Raw genomic sequence first — 19,073 nt, 5'->3', positions numbered from 1 at the left:
CCTCCGGGGGACGACGTGCGGGATCGGATTCAGTCTATCGGGGTCACCGCGTCGGATCGGTTCCGCGGGACAGCTCGTCCCAGGAATCGACGGCGTCGACGGGCCCGGCGCCCGAGGCCGTCGCGGCCGCGTCCGTGCGGTAGCGCCGGCCGCCCGCACGCCAGGAGCGTGCTGTGAGCAGCACGACGGCGCTCGCAGCCAGCAGGATCAGCCAGCCGACGAGAGCCAGCACGGGCCAGGCCGTCGGGGTGATCCCGGAGATGACGTCGGCGAGAGCGCCGCCGCCGGCCAGCCCTGTGGTCTCGGTGACCGCGGGGGCGACGGCGCTGAGCGGCAGCGTCAGCAGGAGCTGCGCGGTCGTCCAGCCGAGGAACAGCGCCGCGGCGCCCGCGAGGACGCCGAAGACGAGGCGGAGCACCGGCCCCACGATCGACAGCGCGGCGCCGAGGGCGAGCACGGCGAGGCTGAGCGGCGTCAGCAGCGGGAGCGCGGTGGCCCCGGGGACGAGGATCGCCTCGCCCGCGTCGGCGCGCTCGACCGTCAGCCAGGTCTGCGTCGAGGAGATGACGCCGACGGCACCGGCCAGCAGGAAGCCGGAGACGGCGATCGAGCGTCCTCTGCGCGCGAGGCTCATTCGCTCGCGCTCCCCGGGACGGCCTCGAGGTCGGTGGTGTCGAAGCAGGAGCGCGTGCCGAGATGGCACGCCGCTCCGGTCTGGTCGACGAGCAGCAGGATGGCGTCGCCGTCGCAGTCCAGCCGCGCCTCGCGGACGGCCTGGATGTGCCCGGACGTGTCGCCCTTGCGCCAATACTCCTGGCGGGAGCGCGACCAGTACACGGCCCGTCCCCCGGTGAGCGTGCGCCGGAGCGCCTCGGCATCCATCCAGGCGAGCATGAGCACCTCACGGGTGTCCCACTGCTGCACGATCGCGGGGGCGAGCCCGTCGTCGTCGAACGCCACCTGGGCGATGCGGTCCTCGATGTCGCTCAACGGACCAGCACCCCCTCGGCGCGCAGCGCGTCCTTCACGTCGCCCACTGTGAGGGCGCCGGTGTGGAACACGCTCGCGGCCAGCACGGCATCCGCTCCCGCCTTGATCGCGGGGGCGAAGTGCTCGACGGCGCCGGCGCCGCCCGAGGCGATGACAGGCACGGAGGCGGCCTCCCGCATCAGGCGGACCAGTTCGAGGTCGAACCCGTCGCGGGTGCCGTCGGCGTCGATCGAGTTCACGAGGAGCTCGCCGGCGCCGCGCTCGGCGGCCTCGCGGGCCCAGGCGACGGCGTCGATCTCGGTCAGCCGACGGCCGCCGTGCGTCGTCACGACGAAGCCGGACGGCGTGGTGTCCGCGCGCTTGACGTCCAGGGACAGCACCAGCACCTGCGCGCCGAAACGGTCGGCGATCTCGCCGATGAGCTCTGGCCGGGCGATGGCGGCGGAGTTGACGCCGACCTTGTCCGCCCCGACGGAGAGCAGCCGCGCGACGTCGTCGACGCTGCGCACTCCCCCGCCCACGGTCAACGGCACGAACACCTGCTCGGCCGTGCGCTGCACGACGTCATAGGTGGTCGCGCGCGCATCGACCGTGGCGGTGACGTCGAGGAACGTGATCTCGTCGGCCCCCTGCGCGGCGTAGTGCCGCGCGAGCTCGACGGGATCGCCCATGTCCCGCAGGTTCTCGAAGTTGACGCCCTTGACGACGCGGCCCTCCGCCACGTCGAGGCACGGGATGACGCGACTGGCGAGAGTCATCACAGCCTCGCGTTGTGGATCGCGGTGACGAGGATCGCACGGGCGCCGAGGGCGTAGAGCTCGTCCATCACCGGGTTGACGCGGGAGCGTGCCACCATGACCCGCACCGCCACCCACTCGGGATCACGCAGCGGCGAGACCGTGGGCGACTCGACGCCGCCGGCGATCTTCACCGCGTCGTCGAGCAGGGCCACCGGGAGGTCGTAGTCGATCATCACGAAACGGCGGGCGACCATCACTCCGCGCAGGCGGCGCAGAAGCGTCTCGGCGCCGTCGGCGTCCTTCGGTCCCGCGATGAGCACGGCCTCGGACTCCAGGATCACCGGGCCGAACACGTCGAGCCCCGCCTGGCGGAGCGTTGTGCCGGTCTCCACGACGTCGGCGACGGCATCCGCCACTCCCAGCCGGACCGCGGACTCGACGGCGCCGTCGAGCGGCACCAGGTCGACGGCGATGCCGCGCTTGTCGAGGAAGGCGTCGACCAGCCCCGGATAGGAGGTGGCGACCCGCAGCCCGTCCAGCTCGGTCACGTCGCTGTAGCGGCCGGTCGGGGCCGCGAAGCGGAACGTGGACGCCGCGAAGCCGAGGGCCTCGATCTCCCTGGCACCCGGCATGCGGGCGTCGAGGAGCAGGTCCCTTCCGGTGATGCCGACGTCGATCGCACCGGAGCCGACGTAGGTCGCGATGTCCTTGGGGCGGAGGAAGAAGAACTCGACGTCGTTCTCGACGTCGACGATGTGGAGGGTCTTGGGGTCGCGGCGACCGGCGTAGCCGGCCTCCGCGAGCATCTCGGCGGCGGTCTCGGAGAGAGAGCCCTTGTTCGGAACAGCGATGCGCAGCATGGGGGGAGCCTTCAGGTCGTGACGAGTGGGGCGGGGCGCGTCACAGATGTCGGTAGACGTCCTGCAGGGTCAGCCCCTTCGCGAGCATCATCACCTGCAGGTGGTACAGGAGCTGCGAGATCTCCTCTGCCGCGGCCTCGTCGGACTCGTACTCGGAGGCCATCCACACCTCGGCGGCCTCTTCGACGATCTTCTTGCCGATCGTGTGCACGCCGCCGTCGAGCTCCGCGACCGTGCCCGATCCCTCGGGTCGGGTCTCGGCCTTCCGGCTGAGCTCGGCGAACAGTTCGTCGAAAGTCTTCACGATTCCAGGCTAGCGGCTCTGGCGAGGTCCCTGAGCCGGGTGACGGCGGCCTCCACGTCGTCGGACCCGTACACGGCGGACCCGGCGACGAAGGTGTCGGCGCCGGCGGCGGCGGCGATCTCGATCGTGCTGTCGGAGATGCCGCCGTCGACCTGCAGCCAGACGCTCGATCCGCGCCGCTTCGCCTCATCGGCGAGGGCCCGCAGCTTCGGCATCGTCTCGGGCATGAAACCCTGCCCGCCGAAGCCGGGCTCGACGGTCATCACGAGGATCTGGTCGAACTCGTCCAGCACGTCGTACAGGCTGTCGGCGGCGGTACCTGGCTTGACCGCGACCCCGGCGCGCGCTCCGATGCTGCGCAGGCGCCTGGCGAGCGCGACCGGGTCCGTCGCCGCCTCGAGGTGGAAGGTCACGCTCGCCGCGCCCAGCTCCGCGTAGCCCGGAGCCCAGCGGTCGGGATCGGTGATCATCAGGTGCACGTCGAGGGGCACCGGGCTGGTCGCCTGGATGCGCTCGACCATCTGCGGGCCGAAGGTGAGGTTGGGCACGAAGTGGTTGTCCATGACGTCGACGTGCGCGAAGTCCGCCGTCGCGATCTTCGCGAGATCGCGCTGCATGTTCACGAAGTCGGCCGCGAGGATGCTGGGGTTGATGCGGGGGGCCGCGGGCAGATGCATGTCTTCAGTCTTCCTTCTGGTCGGGTGCCGTGCGCTGCAGCAGCGCGAGGAACATGGCATCGGTGCCGTGCCGGTGCGGCCAGAGCTGCACGCGGCCGGAGCCGTCGGAGCCGAGGTCGATCGGCGAGGCCGCGAGGCCTGCGAGCACGGCGCGTGCATCGAGCTCGATGACGTCCGTGCGATCGCGGAGCACCTCCTGAACGACCCCGGTGGTCTCGGCGAGGTGCGGCGAGCAGGTGACGTAGGCGACGACGCCACCGGGAGCGAGCGCGTCCAGCGCGCCGGAGAGCAGCCCGACCTGGAGCGGGACGAGTTCGGCGACGTCGGCGGGCGACTTGCGCCAGCGAGCCTCCGGTCGCCGGCGCAGCGCGCCGAGGCCCGTGCACGGGGCGTCGACGAGGATCCGGTCGAACTCGCCGGGCCGCGACGAGGCGAGCTCGCGTCCGTCCTCCTCATGGACGGTGACCTCTCCCGGCACGGCGCGCAGCGCATTGCGGACGAGTCCGGCACGCGCGGGCACGACCTCGTTGGCCTCGAGGGCTGCGCCGTGCTGCCGCGCGATCGCCGCGAGCAGCGCCGTCTTGCCCCCTGGCCCTGCGCACAGGTCGAGCCAGCGCTCGCCGGCACGGATCGGCGCGGCCCCGGCGAGGGCGAGGGCCACGAGCTGCGAGCCCTCGTCCTGCACGCGGATGCGTCCGCCGGAGCCGGCGACGACGCGGTGCGGGTCGCCTCCGGGCGACGCGAAGGCCGTCGGCGCGTACGGTCGCCGCGGTTCCCCGGGTTCTTCGAGTCCGGGGAGCGCCACGAGCGTGACCTCGGGTGAGGCGTTGTCGGCCTCCAGCAGCGCCTCCAGCTCGTCGGCTCGGTCCTCGGCGGCGAGGGCCCGGCGGAGCGCGCGGATGATCCACACCGGATGTGCGGTGCGCAGCGCGAGACGCTCGTCGTCCGAGCGGGCGTCCTGCTCGACGCGCTCCTGCCACTGCCCCGGCGTCTCCCGTGAGATGCGCCGGAGGACGGCGTTGGCGAAGCTCGCCGCGCCCCTCCCCTGCTCCGCCGCCACGAGGTTCACGGACTCGTTCACGGCGGCGTGCGAGGCGACGCGCGTGGCCAGCAGCTGATGCACGGCGAGCCTCAGCGCGTCGAGCACGGCCGGGTCGATCTCGGAGACCGGGCGGCCCGCCGCGGCGGAGATGACCGCGTCGTAGGTGCCGCGCCGGCGCAGCGTGCCGTAGGCGAGTTCGGTCGCGAGGGCCGCGTCCTGCGGGTTCAGTCCCGCCTCGGCGATCGCCGACGGCAGGAGCAGGTTCGCGTAGGCATCGGAGCCGGACACCGCGCGCAGCACGTCGTAGGCGACGCGGCGAGCCGGCTGCACGGCGCGGACGGGAGCGCGCCCGCCGTGTCCGCCGGAACCGCGCTGCGGGGAGCGTCCGCGCTGCGGGGCGGTCATGCGCCCGCTCGCAGACCTTCGGTGCCGCGCTGCCCGCGCCACCAGTCGACGGCGTTCATCGCGCCCTTGCCGGCGGGCTGGACACGGGTCACTGCCAGGGGGGACGACCCCGTCCCGATGAGGACGGCCGTCTTCGTGGCCGAGATCTCGCCGGGTGCGAGCGGCGGTTCCGACGACGGCAGCGCCGCGAGGATCTTCAGCCTCTGGCCGTCGAAAAGCGTGTGGGCACCGGGCTCCGGAGTGACCCCGCGGAATCGCGCGAACACGCGGTCGAGCGGCTCGTTCCAGTCGAGGAGACCGTCGTCGAGGGTGAGCTTGGGCGCCAGCGTCGGCTCGCCCTCCTGCGGCAGAGCGCGCGCGGTGCCGTCCGCGATGCCCGTCACGACCTCGGCCGTGAGCTCCGCGCCGTCGACGGCCAGCGCCTCGAGCGCGGCATCCGCCGTCGCCTCCCCGCCGATCTCCACCGTCCGCGCTGCGAAGACGTCTCCGGCGTCGAGTGCCGGCACCAGCTGGAACACGCTCGCCCCGAGCTCCGTGTCCCCCGCGATCAGCGCCCGCTGCACGGGGGCGGCTCCGCGCCAGGCGGGGAGGATCGAGAAGTGCAGGTTGATCCAGCCCTGCGCCGGTGCGGACAGGAGCGGCTCCCGGACGAGCCCGCCGTAGGCGACGATCACGCCGAGCTCCGCCCCCAGGGCGGTGATGGCGGAGGTCGCCTCGGCGTCGAGCGTCGCCGCCTTGATGACGGAGAGGCCGAGCTCCTCGGCCGCCTGTGCGACCGGGGACGGTGTGAGCACGCGCTTGCGGCCCAGCGGCGCGTCCGGACGGGTGACGACGGCGACGATCTCGTGCTCGGTCGCCAGTCGGCGGAGGGTGGGGACGGCTGCCGAGGGCGTGCCGGCGAAGACGAGGCGCATGAAGGTTCTCCGGGAGGGTCAGAGCTCTGGATCGAGGATATCGAGGCGCACCGAGAGGGTGCTGCGTGTGCTGCGCCCTCTGCCGCGGCGGCCGGCGACGGCCTCCGCGACGACAGCCGCGCGGAGCGCTGTCGCGACGCGGCTGCCTGCGGCGTAGTCGAAGCGGACGAGGGCGCGCACTCGAGGGGGGACGTCATCGGACTCCACCGGGACGGGGCCGAGGACGGCTCCGGCCGGCAGCGGGAGCTCGGCGAGCGAGGCGAGCGCGCGGCCGACCGCCGCTGCGGAGCCCTCGACGAGGGCCACCCGGGCTGCCGGCGGCATGTGCAGGGGCGCGCGCTCGCCGAGCTCGGCGCGGGCGTAGCCGGACTGCGACCAGGTGGCGAGGGCACGGGCGACCGCTCCGTCGACGCCGACGAGATGCACCGGTGCGCCCGGCGCGGCGAGGGCGGCTGCGTTGGACCACCACCGGAGGCAGGACTCGCCGATCCGAAGGTCGGGCGCCTGCAGCATCCGCGGGCCGTCCAGGAGCACGACGGCCCGGTAGCCGCCGTCGGCCAGCGGCTCTGCGCCGCGCGTCGCCACGACGAGGGCCGCCTTCGCTGAGACCCGCTCCACCGGGTGCGCACCGTCGGCGACGATGACCCGGATGCCGGGGAACGCCTTGCCGAGCTCGTCGGCGGTGCGCTCGCTGCCCGAGGAGGCGAGGCGCAGCTGGACCGAGGAGCACGACGGACAGGCCCAGGCGCGTGCTCCCCTGCCGCACCACCCGCAGACCGGCACGGCGCCGCGGTGCTTGGCGCCGAGCGGGCCGCCGCAGTGCGCACAGCGCGCGGGCGCCCGGCAGCCGGCGCAGACCAGGCTCGGGGCGAACCCGGGACGCGACACCTGCACGAGGACGGGGCCCTCCGCGGCGGCGGAGCGTGCGGAGAGGAACGCCGAGGACGGCATCCGCTGGGCCGTGGGCTGCTCCATCTCCTGCGGGGTGCTGAGGATCACCCGCGGCAGCACGCGACGTGTCGCACGGATGTCCTGCAGCCAGCCGTGCGCGACGAGGCGCTCGACGTCGGTGGTGCGGGTGTGACCGGCGAAGAGCAGAGCGGACTGCTCCGGCTCCTGACGCAGCAGCGCGGCATCCCTGGCGTTCGCATACGGCGCGAGCGGCTCGCCGAGGAGCGGATCGCCGTCGTCCCAGATGGCGACGAGACCGGCCTGCACCGGAGCGTAGACGGCCGAGCGGTTGCCGACGACGATGCACGGCGCCTCCTCGAGGGAGCGGAGGAACGCGCGGTACCGGTCGGGATTCGCCTGACGGGAGTCGTAGCGGACCACCGCCTCGGCAGGTGCCAGCACCTCCAGGGCCGCCAGCAGCCGGTCCAGATCGCGGTGGTCGGGGACGACGAGAACGCTCGAGCGGCCTGCGGCGAGCACGCGCACTGCGGATGCCGCGAGCAGCGCCGCCCAGCCGGGTTCGCCTTCATGCAGCGCCGGGATCGCCTCGAGGGCGGCGCGCCCGCGCTCGTCGAGCACCGCGGTGAGGCCGTCGTACGCGTCGAGGATCGAGGCCGCCTGCGCGAGCTGCTCGTCTCCGGGCACCGGGGCCGGACTGTCGGCCGTCCAGGCCTTCTCCACCCGCACCTGACGCTTGGGGATCACGAGGCGCAGCACGTCGGAAGCCGAGCCCGCCGCGCGGTCGGCGACGCGGCGTGCGAGGCGATACAGCCGCTCGGGCAGCACCGCCACCGGCGAGACGACGCTCTCCACCGCGCTCAATGGCCGGTCTGCGTCGTCCTCGGTGCCGATCTCGACGACATAGCCGTCCACGACCCGGCCTGCGGTGCGCAGAGGCACGCGGATGCGCGCCCCGAGCGGCACCTCGCCGAGCTCCTCCGGAAGGGCGTAGTCGAACAGCCGGTCGAGCTGCGGCAGGGGCGAGTCCAGGAGCACGCGCGCGATGCGCCGGCTCTGGCCGGCCATCAGAGCCCGGCGGCCCGGCGCAGGTCTTCGGCGCGGTCGGTGCGCTCCCAGGTGAAGTCAGGGAGCTCCCGGCCGAAGTGGCCGTAGGCCGCGGTCTGCGCGTAGATCGGGCGCAGCAGGTCAAGCTCCTCGATGATCGCCTGCGGACGCAGGTCGAAGACCGACTCGATCGCGCGGGTGATCACCTCGTCGGAGACCTTGCCGGTGCCGAACGTCTCGACGTACAGGCCGACGGGTCGTGCGACGCCGATCGCATAGGCGACCTGCACCTCGAGCCGGTCGGCGAGTCCCGCGGCCACGGCGTTCTTCGCCACCCAGCGGGTGGCATAGGCGCCGGAGCGGTCGACCTTGGACGGGTCCTTGCCGCTGAAGGCCCCACCGCCGTGCCGTGCGGCGCCGCCGTAGGTGTCGATGATGATCTTGCGTCCGGTGAGGCCGGCGTCGCCCTTGGGGCCGCCCGTCACGAACGGACCGGCGGGGTTGATGTAGTAGGTGACGTCGTCGAGGTCGAGTCCGGTCGTGGCGAGGATCGGGTCGATCACGTGCTCGCGCACCTGCGCCTTGAGGTCGTCCTGCGAGATGTCCGGGTTGTGCTGGGTGGAGAGGACGACAGCGTCGACCGTCTTCGGCGTGAAGCCGTCGTACCCGAGCGTGACCTGGGTCTTGCCGTCGGGGCGTAGGAACGGGAGCGCGCCGGAGCGGCGGACCTCGGTGAGGCGCTCCGCGATGCGGTGCGCGGTCCACGCGGCCATCGGCATCAGCTGCGGGGTCTCGTTCGTCGCGAAGCCGAACATGATGCCCTGGTCGCCGGCGCCGAGGCCGTCGAGCGGGTCGACCGAGCCGCCGTCGCGCTGCTCCTGGGCGTTGTCGACGCCGTGCGCGATGTCGCTGGACTGCTCCCCCACCGAGACGCTCACTCCGCACGAGGAACCGTCGAAGCCGGTGTCGCTGGACGTGTAGCCGATGCCGTTGACGACGTCGCGGACGATCGTGGGGATGTCCACGTACGCCTCGGTGCGGATCTCACCGGCGACGTGCACGAGGCCCGTGGTGACCAGTGTCTCGACGGCGACGCGGGACTCGGGGTCCTTCGCGATCAGGCCGTCGAGGATGCTGTCCGAGATCTGGTCGCAGATCTTGTCCGGGTGCCCCTCGGTGACGGATTCGGACGTGAACAGACGCAGGGCGCTCATCGGTGCTCCAGAACGGGTTCGGACAGACGGAAGGGGCGAACCCCATTCTGGACCGCGCCGCCGACATCAGCGGGCGACGCGGTCATCGAGGGTCACTCGGCGTGACGGAGGCGGAGCTTGTCCTCGTTGATCTCGTGCAGGGCGATGGTGAGCGGCTTGTCCTCGACCGAGGAGTCGACCAGCGGACCGACGTTGTCGAAGAGGTTGCCCTCGTGCAGGTCGGAGTAGTAGTCGTTGATCTGACGCGCGCGCTTGGCCGCGTAGATGACCAGCTCGTACTTCGAGTCGACGCGGTCGAGCAGGTTGTCGATGGGGGGATCGATGATGCCCTTGTTGTGGTGTCCGGCCATGATGAGACCTCCAGATCAGGCGACGGGATCGTCGCGGAAGACGGCGCGATGGGCGCGCGACCCTTCGACAGGCTCAGGAACCTGGGTCAGCGCGCAGAGCTTGAAGACAATTCTACGACCTCGGCGGCGGCAGCGGCGACGTCCTCGTTCACGACGAGGTGATCGAACTCGTGCTGCGCGGCCAGTTCGACCTTCGCCGTGCGCAGCCGGCGCGCCCTCTCCTCTGCTCCCTCGGTGCCGCGGCCGACCAGCCTCTGGACCAGTTCGTCCCAGCTCGGCGGCAGCAGGAAGATCAGCGTGGCGGCGGGCTCCGCCTTGCGGACCTGACGCGCGCCCTGCAGATCGATCTCCAGCAGGACGGTCTTGCCCTCGGCCAGCGCCGCGTCGATCGGCGCACGCGGGGTGCCGTAGCGCGAGCGGTTGTGCACGACCGCGTACTCCAGCAGCTGGTCCTCGGCGATCAGCCGGTCGAACTCGGCGTCGTCGACGAAGAAGTAGTGCACGCCGTCGATCTCACCCGGGCGCGGCGGACGCGTGGTCGCCGATACGGAGAGGTGGATCTCGGGGTGGTGCTCGCGGATGTGCGCGGCGACGGTGCCCTTGCCCACCGCCGTCGGTCCGGCGAGCACCAGCAGGCGGCTGCGCTCCCCGCGCGGCTCCAGGACGGGGAAGCGCCCGTTCAGCCACTGCCGGAGCACGCCGCGCTGGCGCACGCCGAGCCCTCCGAGGCGCTTGACCGGGGAGATGTGCAGCTCGTCGAGGACGCGGTCGCGCTTGCCGGCGCCGATGGCGGGCAGCGCGAGCAGGAAGTCGGTGATCCGCATCGAGCCCTCGACGGAGTCCGGGTCGGCGACGGCGCGATCGAGCACGGCCTGCGGGGTGACGACGCGCATCGTCAGGTCGCGCTTCAGCGAGGCGCGTGCGCGGCGCCGCTCGACCGCCTTGCGCGCCGCCGCGGCGCGGTCGACCTCGGGAACGGAGCGGGTCTCAGCCATGGGTCGCCTCTCGGTACTCTGCGACGCGAGCGTCGATGATCGCCGCCAGGCCGTCGGGGCCGGCGGACAGGATGCTGCGGCTCTCGCTCGCGATCACGGCCTCGGACATCGCCCCGAAGCGGGTGCGGAGGTCGGCCGGCGTGGCGCCCTGGGTGCCGAAGCCGGGGCCGAGGATCGGAGCGACCGGGGCGAACGGGGCGATGCCTGCATCCGTCCAGTCCACCGTGGCGCCGATGACGAAGCCGAAGCTCCCCCACTCCCCTGCGCCGGAGGCGGCCGCGTTGCGTGCGGACACCTCTGCGATGATCCCGGCGGAGACGGAGGAGCCGTCAGCGGCCGTCGAGCGCTGCAGCGCGGTGGCCTCCGGGTTGCTCGTCGCGGCGAGCACGAACAGGCCCTTGCCGTGAGCCACGGCGAGGTCGAAGGAGCCGCCCAGGGCTCCCACGCCGAGGTACGGGTTGACGGTGAGGGCGTCGGCCTCCAGCGGCGAGCCGGGGGTGAGCCACGCCGCGGCGTAGGCGTCCATGGTGGACCCGATGTCGCCGCGCTTGGCATCCGCGATCACGAGGAGGCCGGCGGCTCGTGCGGCCGTCATGACCTCCTCGAGCGCGGCGATGCCGGCGGATCCGAACCGCTCGAAGAACGAGACCTGCGGCTTCACGAGACCCACGCGGCCGGCCGCGGCGTCGACCGTGCGCAGGCCGAACTCCCGGACACCTGCAGCGTCCTGGGACAGGCCCCAGGACTCCAGCAGCGCCGCATGCGGATCGATGCCGACGCAGAGCGGTCCGCGCGCGCTCAGAGCCGCGCGGACCCGCTCACCGAACCGTTCGCTCACACCGCCGCCTTTCGATCCAGCTCATACTCCTGCAGGCTGCGGACATCGAAGCCCTCGTCGGCGGCATCCATCCCGCTGACGGCGGCGCCGAGCACGGCCATCGTCGTGAAGAGCGCCTTGTCGGCGGCGACGGCCGCCGCCCGGATCTCGTAGCCGTCCGCCCGCGCCGCACCGCCGGAGGGGGTGTTCACGACGATGTCGATCGCGCCCGCGTTGATGAGGTCGACGATGTTCTCGGCGCCCGACTCCTGCGTGTCGCTGTACTTCTCGACCACGGTGACGGCGATGCCGTTGCGCGACAGGATCTCCGCGGTGCCCTCGGTGGCGACGATGGTGAAGCCGAGCTGCTGCAGGCGGTGCGCCGGCAGGATCACGGCGCGCTTGTCGGAATCGGCGACCGAGATGAACACGGTGCCCGACGTCGGCATGCCGCCGTACGCCGCGGCCTGGCTCTTCGCGAACGCCGTCGGGAAGTCCTTGTCGATCCCCATGACCTCGCCGGTGGAGCGCATCTCCGGGCCGAGGACGGAGTCCACGGTGCGGCCGTCCGCGGTGCGGAACCGCTTGAACGGCAGCACGGCCTCCTTCACGGCGACCGGAGCGCCCAGCGGCACCCGCGAGCCGTCCTGCACCGGGAGCATGCCCTCGGCGCGGAGCTCCGCGATGGTCGCCCCCGCCATGATGCGGCTGGCGGCCTTCGCCATCGGGATGCCGAGCGCCTTGGAGACGAACGGGACGGTGCGGCTGGCGCGCGGGTTCGCCTCGATGACGTAGAGCACGCCGGCGCTGATCGCGAACTGCACGTTCAGCAGACCGCGCACGCCCACGCCCTCGGCGATCGCCAGCGTCGCTTCACGGACCCGGTCCACGTCGGTGCGCCCGAGCGAGATCGGGGGCAGCGTGCAGCTCGAGTCGCCGGAGTGGATGCCGGCCTCCTCCAGGTGCTCCATGACGCCGCCGATGAAGAGGTCGGTGCCGTCGTACAGCGCGTCGACGTCGAGCTCGATCGCGTCGTCGAGGAAGCGGTCCACGAGCAGGGGCTTCCCCTCCTCGATGACGACCTCGCCTGCCGTGCGGACGAAGTAGTCGCGCAGCGCCTCGGTGCTGTAGACGATCTCCATGCCGCGGCCGCCGAGCACGAAGCTGGGGCGCACGAGCACCGGGTAGCCGATCTCCTCGGCGATGCGCACCGCACCGTCGACGTCGATCGCGGTGCCGCTGCGCGGCGCGACCAGGCCGGCGTCGTCGAGCAGGCGCGAGAACAGCTCGCGCTCCTCGGCGAGGTCGATCGCCGCCGGGCTGGTGCCGAGCACCGTGTAGCCGGCGGCCTCGATGCCCTTCGCCAGACCCAGCGGGGTCTGCCCGCCGAGCTGGCACACGACCCCGAGGATGGTGCCGCTCGCCGCCTCGGCATCCAGCACCTCCAGCACGTCCTCCAGGGTGAGCGGCTCGAAGTAGAGCCGGTCGGAGGTGTCGTAGTCGGTCGAGACCGTCTCCGGGTTGCAGTTCACCATGACGGTCTCGAACCCGGCGTCCGACAGCGCGAACGACGCGTGCACGCAGGAGTAGTCGAACTCGACGCCCTGGCCGATGCGGTTCGGACCGGAGCCGATGATGACGACCTTGGTGCGGTCGGAGGGCGCCACCTCGGTCTCGAAGTCGTAGCTCGAGTAGTGGTACGGCGTGAGCGCGGGGAACTCGCCGGCGCAGGTGTCGACCGTCTTGTAGACGGGGCGGATGCCGAGGCCGTGACGGATGCCGCGGACCTCCGCCTCCTGGAGGCCGCGGAGCTCGGCGATCTGCGCATCGGAGAAGCCGTGCTCCTTGGCGTAGCGCAGCGTCTCGGCGTCGAGCTCGATCGCGCGGTGCACGAGGTCGGCGACCTCGTTGATCAGCACGATCTGGTCGAGGAACCACGGGTCGATGGCCGTCGCCTCGAACGCCTGCTCGACGGTCGCGCCCTTGCGCAGCGCCTGCTGCAGGGTGACGATGCGACCGTCGGTCGGGGTCTTCGCGACCTCGAGGAGTTCCTCGACGCTGCGCTCCTCGGCACCCCAGTGAAAGCTCGAGCCGCGCTTCTCCAGCGAGCGGAGCGCCTTCTGCAGGGCCGTCGCGTAGTTGCGTCCGATGGCCATCGCCTCGCCGACCGACTTCATGGTCGTCGTGAGCGTGGCGTCCGCGGCCGGGAACTTCTCGAAGGCGAAGCGCGGCACCTTGACGACGACGTAGTCGAGCGTCGGCTCGAAGCTCGCGGGGGTCACGCCCGTGATGTCGTTCGGGATCTCGTCGAGCCGGTAGCCGAGCGCCAGCTTGGCGGCGAGCTTGGCGATCGGGAAGCCGGTGGCCTTCGACGCGAGCGCGCTGGAGCGGGAGACCCGGGGGTTCATCTCGATGACGATGATGCGGCCGTTGGTCGGGTCGACGGCGAACTGGATGTTGCAGCCGCCGGTGTCCACGCCGACGGCACGGATGATGTCGATGCCGATGTCGCGGAGCTTCTGGTACTCGCGGTCGGTCAGCGTCAGCGCGGGCGCGACGGTGATCGAGTCGCCGGTGTGCACGCCGACGGGGTCGACGTTCTCGATGGAGCAGACCACGACCGTGTTGTCGGCGGTGTCGCGCATGAGCTCGAGCTCGTACTCCTTCCAGCCGAGGATGGACTCCTCGAGGAGCACCTCGGTCGTCGGCGAGTCGCGCAGGCCCGCACCGCCGATGCGGCGCAGGTCCTCCTCGTCGTAGGCGAAGCCGGAGCCGAGGCCGCCCATCGTGAACGAGGGGCGAACGACCAGCGGGTAGCCGAGCTCGGCGGCGCCGGCGAGGAGGTCCTCCATCGAGTGCGCGATGACGCTGCGGGCCACGTCCGCACCGGCGGCGAGCACCAGCTCCTTGAAGATCTGGCGGTCCTCGCCCTTCTGGATGGCCTCGACCTTGGCGCCGATGAGCTCGACGCCGTACTTCTCGAGGATGCCGCGCTCGTGCAGCGCCATGGCGGCGTTGAGGGCGGTCTGGCCGCCGAGGGTCGGCAGGATGGCGTCCGGCTTCTCCTTGGCGATGATCGTCTCGATCACCTCGGGGGTGATCGGCTCGACGTAGGTCGCGTCGGCGAAGTCGGGGTCGGTCATGATCGTGGCCGGGTTGGAGTTGACCAGGATCACCCGGACCCCCTCCTCGCGGAGCACGCGGCACGCCTGGGTGCCGGAGTAGTCGAACTCGCAGGCCTGGCCGATCACGATCGGGCCGGAGCCGATGACGAGGACGGAGTTGATGTCGTCGCGCTTGGGCATTACTTGGCGTCCTTCTTGCTCGCGATGACCAGGTCGCGGAACCGATCGAAGAGGTAGTTGGCGTCGTGGGGGCCGGCGGCGGCCTCGGGGTGGTACTGCACGGAGAAGGCGGGGATGTCGAGGGCGCGCAGTCCCTCCACCACGTTGTCGTTGAGGCCGACGTGGCTCACCTCGACGCGGCCGTAGCCGTTCGGGCTGTCGAACTCGCCCTCGAGGGGCGCCTCGACGGCGAAGCCGTGGTTGTGCGCGGTGATCTCGACGCGGCCGGTGGCCTTGTCGAGCACCGGCTGGTTGATGCCTCGGTGACCGAAGGGCAGCTTGTAGGTGCCGAGACCCAGTGCGCGGCCGAGGAGCTGGTTGCCGAAGCAGATTCCGAAGAACGGCAGCCCCTCGTCGAGCACCGAGCGCAGCAGCGCGACGTGGTCGCCGGATGCCGCCGGGTCGCCGGGACCGTTGGAGTAGAAGACGGCCACCGGGTCGATCGCGCGGATGCCGTCGATGTCGACGCTCTGCGGGAGCACGTGCACCTCGAAGCCGCGGGCGGCGAGGTTGTCGACCGTGGCCTGCTTCACGCCGAGGTCGAGGACGGCGAGGTTGCCGACCTTCTCCCCCACGGCGGGCGTGACGGTCGCGGTCTCCACGGAGACCTGCGCGGAGAGGTTCTGACCCGCCATCTCCGGCGCCTCGTTCACGATCCTCAGCTGCTCCTCGGGGTCGAGCGCGGCGTCCGCGCCCGAGAAGATGCCGCCCCGCATGGATCCGGCGGAGCGGATGTGGCGGGTGATCGCACGGGTGTCGATGCCGCTGATGCCGACGATGCCGTCCTGCACGAGGATCTCGTCGAGCGAGGCGTTCGCCCGCCAGTTCGACACGACGCGCGAGGGGTCGCGAACGATGTAGCCGGCGACCCAGATGCGGCGGGACTCGGGGTCCTCGTCGTTCATGCCGGTGTTGCCGATGTGCGGGGCCGTCTGCAGGACGATCTGACCGGCGTAGGACGGGTCGGTGAGGGTCTCCTGGTACCCGGACATTCCGGTGGCGAAGACGACCTCGCCGAGGGTGGTGCCGCGCGCACCGTAGGCGCGTCCGACGTGGCGGGTGCCGTCTTCCAGGACGAGGACGGCGGGTTCAGGCAGGGAGGTCATGATGTTGCTCCTGTGTCTGGGGCTGCGGCGTCTCCCGCGTCGGGGACGAGCCGCTGCAGTGCGGAGATGAAGTTCTGAGGATCGCCGTCGGCGATGCGCAGGTAGGAGTCGACGACGGTGTCGTCGTCGACGTTCCAGGCGACCCGGACCAGGCCGCCCGGTTCCACCACGCGGTCGATGGTCACCGTGGCCCTGTCGACCTCGATGAGACGCGCCGAGGCGAGGAACACGGTCGGGGCGCCGTCGAGGCAGAGCGCGAGGCCGCGATCGGTGACGGCCGCCTCGCCGCGGGCGCGGTACGCCAGCGGCGACAGGGCGACCCGCTCCAGCGGCTCACCATGACGCGTCGTGGACACGTACAGCACCTCGTGACGGTCGATGACCTCGGCGTGCTCGGGCACCCCGAGGGGTGCGACGAGGCCGGAGTCCCGGCGGAGCCGCCGGCGCCAGGCGAAGAGCATCGACAGCAGCACGAGCAGCGCCACGGCGATGGTGATCGCGATGGCGATGTCGCGCATGCTCATGCCTGGAGCTCTTCCACCACGGCGGCGTCGTCGACCGTGATCCGCCCGCCGTGCAGGGTGTACTGCACGCGGCCGGGGAGAGCGCGCCCGAGGTAGGGCGAGTTCACGCTGCGGCCGTTGAGGTCCGCCTCGGTGAACACTCCCTCGGCGGAGGCGTCGTAGAGGGCGATCTGCGCGGGGCGGCCCACCTCGAGAGGCGTGCCGTGCCCGCTCAGGCGCCCGATCCGGGCCGGGGCGGCGCTCATCACGCGGGCGACGTCCGCCCAGCCGATGAGGCCGGTCTCCACCATCGCCTGGTGCACCACGCGCAGCGCGCTCTCCAGGCCGACCATGCCGTTCGCCGCCGCCTGCCACTCGCAGGCCTTGTGCTCGCTGGGGTGCGGGGCGTGGTCGGTGGCGACGATGTCGATCGTGCCGTCGGCCAGGCCCTCGCGGACCGCGAGGACGTCCTCCTCGCGACGCAGCGGCGGGTTCACCTTGTACCGGGCGTCGTAGCCGCGCACGAGCTCGTCGGTGAGGAGCAGGTGATGCGGGGTGACCTCGGCGGTCACGGCGATGCCGCGCTTCTTGGCCCAGCGGATGATGTCCACGGAGCCGGCGGTGGAGAGATGGCACACGTGCAGGCGGGAGCCGACGTGCTCGGCGAGGAGGACGTCGCGGGCGATGATCGACTCCTCGGCGACGGCCGGCCAGCCGGCGAGACCGAGTTCTGCCGAGACGGTGCCCTCGTTCATCTGGGCGCCCTCGGTGAGCCGGGGGTCCTGCGCGTGCTGCGCGATGACGCCGTCGAAGGACTTCACGTACTCCAGCGCCCGGCGCATGATCAGGGGGTCGGAGACGCAGAAGCCGTCGTCGCTGAACACCCGGACTTGGGCGCGGGAGGTGGCCATGGCGCCGAGCTCGGCGAGGCGCTCGCCCTTCTGCCCGACGGTGACGGCGCCGATGGGCTGCACGGTCGCGTAGCCGGCTGCCTCGCCGAGGGCGAGCTCCTGCTCGACCACGCCTGCCGTGTCCGCGACCGGGGATGTGTTCGGCATGGCGAAGACGGCGGTGAAGCCGCCCGCCGCCGCCGCACGCGTACCGGTGAGGATCGTCTCGGAGGCCTCGTAGCCGGGCTCGCGGAGGTGCGTGTGCAGGTCGACGAGCCCGGGGAGGGCGATGAGCCCCTGGGCGTCGATGACGCGCGCGCCGGCGCGGCTCAGTCCGGTGCCGATCTCGGCGATCACGCCGTCCTCGACGATGATGTCGGCGCTCTCCGCACCGAGAAGCCGTGCGCCGGTGATGACGAGGGTCTCGCTCACAGGTCCCTCCCTCGTTCGTCGTCTCGTTCTCCTGCCAGCAGCAGGTACAGCACCGCCATCCGGACGGACACCCCGTTGGCCACCTGCTCGAGCACGGTGGAGCGCTCGGAGTCTGCGGCCTCGGAGGAGATCTCCAGCCCGCGGTTCATCGGGCCGGGGTGCATCACAATGCTACCGTCGGGAAGCCCTGCGACACGCAGTGCGTCCAGGCCCCAGCGGCGCGAATACTCCCGCTCAGTCGGGAAATACGCGGCATTCATCCGCTCGCCCTGGATTCGCAGCATCATGACGGCGTCGGGTCCGGCGGCCAGGGCGCGGTCGAGGTCGTATTCGACGCGGACCGGCCACAGCGACACGTTCTGCGGCACCAGCGTCGGCGGGGCGACCAGCGTCACCTCGGCGCCCAGCGTGCTGAGCAGCCACACGTTCGACCGGGCGACGCGCGAGTGCAGCACGTCGCCGACGATGACCACGCGCACGCCGCTGAGGTCCCGGCCGCGGCTCGCCGCGCCGAAGCGGCGCTTGCGGATCGTGTAGGCGTCCAGCAGCGCCTGGGTGGGGTGCTCGTGGGTGCCGTCTCCTGCGTTCACGACGCCCGCGGAGATCCAGCCGCTCGTCGCCAGGGTCTGCGGGGCGCCGGAGGCGCCGTGGCGGATCACGACGGCATCCGCTCCGATGGCCTCGAGGGTCTGCGCCGTGTCCTTCAGACTCTCGCCCTTGGAGACGCTGGAGCCCTTCGCCGCGAAGTTGATGACGTCGGCGGAGAGGCGCTTGGCGGCGGCCTCGAACGATATCCGGGTGCGGGTGGAGTCCTCGAAGAACAGGTTCACCACGGTCTTGCCGCGGAGCGTCGGCAGCTTCTTGACCTCGCGCGACTGCGTGTCGGCCATGTCCTCGGCGACGTCGAGGATGCGCAGGGCCGTGTCCCGGTCGAGGGTGCGGGTGTCGAGGAGATGCCTCATGCGCCGATCGTCACCTCCTCGGAGCCGTCGTGCTCCTTGAGGTGCACGTTGACGCGCTCGTCGCGGGCGGACGGGATGTTCTTGCCGATGAAGTCGGGGCGGATCGGCAGCTCGCGATGGCCGCGGTCGACGAGGATCGCGAGGCGCACGACCGCGGGACGGCCGATCGACTGGATCGCGTCGAGGGCGGCCCGGATGCTGCGCCCGGAGAAGAGCACGTCGTCGACGAGGACGACCGTCTTGCCGTCGATGCCGTCGGCGGGGATCTCGGTCGGGTGCGGCGACCGGGTCGGATGCTTCGACAGATCGTCCCTGAAGAGGGTGATGTCGAGCGCTCCGACGGGGATCTCGGTCTCGGCGATGCCGCTGATCAGGGCGCCGAGGCGCCGGGCGAGGGTGACCCCGCGGGTCGGGATGCCCAGCAGGACGAGGTTCTCCGCTCCCCGGTTCGATTCGAGGATCTCGTGCGCGATGCGGGTGAGCGCCCGCGATATGTCGGCTTCATGCAGCACGGTGCGCGTGCTCATCAGCCACTCCCTTCTCCGCCTCACAGGACGGTGTTAAAGGTTGCT

At 71.8% G+C, this 19,073-nt stretch carries 19 protein-coding genes; all 19 read right to left on the bottom strand.

Annotated features, from left to right (window positions below; genetic code table 11):
* Positions 1–43 precede the first annotated feature (43 nt).
* Entirely contained in the window at positions 44–634 is a 591-nt protein-coding gene (locus G6G98_RS02165; RefSeq protein ID WP_164233763.1) for a Trp biosynthesis-associated membrane protein, read from the bottom strand.
* Positions 631–990 carry a phosphoribosyl-AMP cyclohydrolase gene (gene hisI, locus G6G98_RS02160; protein ID WP_067352001.1) on the bottom strand — a complete coding sequence of 120 codons (360 nt, stop codon included), beginning with the start codon at positions 988–990 and terminating at the stop codon, positions 631–633. Before hisI ends, G6G98_RS02165 begins: the two co-directional genes overlap by 4 nt.
* Positions 987–1,748, bottom strand: a complete 762-nt coding sequence (gene hisF, locus G6G98_RS02155; RefSeq protein WP_067352004.1) for an imidazole glycerol phosphate synthase subunit HisF — start codon at positions 1,746–1,748, stop codon at positions 987–989. The genes hisI and hisF overlap by 4 nt, the downstream gene beginning before the upstream one ends.
* Positions 1,748–2,590 carry an ATP phosphoribosyltransferase gene (hisG, locus tag G6G98_RS02150; RefSeq protein WP_067352007.1) on the bottom strand — a complete coding sequence of 281 codons (843 nt, stop codon included), beginning with the start codon at positions 2,588–2,590 and terminating at the stop codon, positions 1,748–1,750. The genes hisF and hisG overlap by 1 nt, the downstream gene beginning before the upstream one ends.
* Before the next feature lie 40 nt (positions 2,591–2,630).
* Positions 2,631–2,894 carry a phosphoribosyl-ATP diphosphatase gene (locus tag G6G98_RS02145; RefSeq protein WP_067352011.1) on the bottom strand — a complete coding sequence of 88 codons (264 nt, stop codon included), beginning with the start codon at positions 2,892–2,894 and terminating at the stop codon, positions 2,631–2,633.
* Entirely contained in the window at positions 2,891–3,571 is a 681-nt protein-coding gene (gene rpe, locus G6G98_RS02140; RefSeq protein WP_164233764.1) for a ribulose-phosphate 3-epimerase, read from the bottom strand. The genes G6G98_RS02145 and rpe overlap by 4 nt, the downstream gene beginning before the upstream one ends.
* A 4-nt stretch (positions 3,572–3,575) precedes the next feature.
* Positions 3,576–5,018 carry a transcription antitermination factor NusB gene (locus tag G6G98_RS02135; protein WP_164233765.1) on the bottom strand — a complete coding sequence of 481 codons (1,443 nt, stop codon included), beginning with the start codon at positions 5,016–5,018 and terminating at the stop codon, positions 3,576–3,578.
* Positions 5,015–5,932, bottom strand: a complete 918-nt coding sequence (gene fmt / locus G6G98_RS02130; RefSeq protein ID WP_164233766.1) for a methionyl-tRNA formyltransferase — start codon at positions 5,930–5,932, stop codon at positions 5,015–5,017. Before fmt ends, G6G98_RS02135 begins: the two co-directional genes overlap by 4 nt.
* 18 nt (positions 5,933–5,950) lie before the next feature.
* The gene (locus G6G98_RS02125; RefSeq protein WP_164233767.1) at positions 5,951–7,909 is read right to left on the bottom strand and encodes a primosomal protein N'; all 1,959 of its coding nucleotides are present in this window, start codon (positions 7,907–7,909) and stop codon (positions 5,951–5,953) included.
* Complete coding sequence (gene metK / locus G6G98_RS02120) at positions 7,909–9,102, bottom strand: methionine adenosyltransferase (protein ID WP_067352025.1); 1,194 nt, start codon at positions 9,100–9,102, stop codon at positions 7,909–7,911. Before metK ends, G6G98_RS02125 begins: the two co-directional genes overlap by 1 nt.
* A gap of 92 nt (positions 9,103–9,194) precedes the next feature.
* Positions 9,195–9,452, bottom strand: a complete 258-nt coding sequence (gene rpoZ / locus G6G98_RS02115) for a DNA-directed RNA polymerase subunit omega (RefSeq protein WP_045258544.1) — start codon at positions 9,450–9,452, stop codon at positions 9,195–9,197.
* Between the two features lie 86 nt (positions 9,453–9,538).
* Entirely contained in the window at positions 9,539–10,447 is a 909-nt protein-coding gene (gene gmk / locus G6G98_RS02110; protein WP_067352028.1) for a guanylate kinase, read from the bottom strand.
* Positions 10,440–11,285, bottom strand: coding sequence for an orotidine-5'-phosphate decarboxylase (pyrF, locus tag G6G98_RS02105; protein ID WP_067352031.1), 846 nt, complete (start codon positions 11,283–11,285; stop codon positions 10,440–10,442). Before pyrF ends, gmk begins: the two co-directional genes overlap by 8 nt.
* Positions 11,282–14,569, bottom strand: a complete 3,288-nt coding sequence (gene carB / locus G6G98_RS02100) for a carbamoyl-phosphate synthase large subunit (protein ID WP_164233768.1) — start codon at positions 14,567–14,569, stop codon at positions 11,282–11,284. Before carB ends, pyrF begins: the two co-directional genes overlap by 4 nt.
* On the bottom strand, positions 14,569–15,714 hold the full coding sequence (gene carA / locus G6G98_RS02095; RefSeq protein ID WP_067352038.1) for a glutamine-hydrolyzing carbamoyl-phosphate synthase small subunit: 1,146 nt from the start codon (positions 15,712–15,714) through the stop codon (positions 14,569–14,571). Before carA ends, carB begins: the two co-directional genes overlap by 1 nt.
* Positions 15,711–16,238, bottom strand: a complete 528-nt coding sequence (locus tag G6G98_RS02090; RefSeq protein ID WP_067352041.1) for a hypothetical protein — start codon at positions 16,236–16,238, stop codon at positions 15,711–15,713. Before G6G98_RS02090 ends, carA begins: the two co-directional genes overlap by 4 nt.
* Entirely contained in the window at positions 16,235–17,539 is a 1,305-nt protein-coding gene (locus G6G98_RS02085) for a dihydroorotase (protein WP_067352045.1), read from the bottom strand. Before G6G98_RS02085 ends, G6G98_RS02090 begins: the two co-directional genes overlap by 4 nt.
* A complete protein-coding gene (locus tag G6G98_RS02080; RefSeq protein ID WP_067352048.1) occupies positions 17,536–18,501 on the bottom strand; it encodes an aspartate carbamoyltransferase catalytic subunit in 966 nt (321 codons plus the stop codon). Before G6G98_RS02080 ends, G6G98_RS02085 begins: the two co-directional genes overlap by 4 nt.
* Positions 18,498–19,028, bottom strand: coding sequence for a bifunctional pyr operon transcriptional regulator/uracil phosphoribosyltransferase PyrR (gene pyrR, locus G6G98_RS02075; RefSeq protein WP_067352050.1), 531 nt, complete (start codon positions 19,026–19,028; stop codon positions 18,498–18,500). Before pyrR ends, G6G98_RS02080 begins: the two co-directional genes overlap by 4 nt.
* Positions 19,029–19,073: the final 45 nt, after the last annotated feature.

The organism is Microbacterium hydrocarbonoxydans (genome assembly GCF_011752045.1).
Lineage (GTDB): Bacteria > Actinomycetota > Actinomycetes > Actinomycetales > Microbacteriaceae > Microbacterium.
Note: the sequence above shows the minus strand (reverse complement) of the source record. Positions and strands in the feature narration are given on the sequence as shown.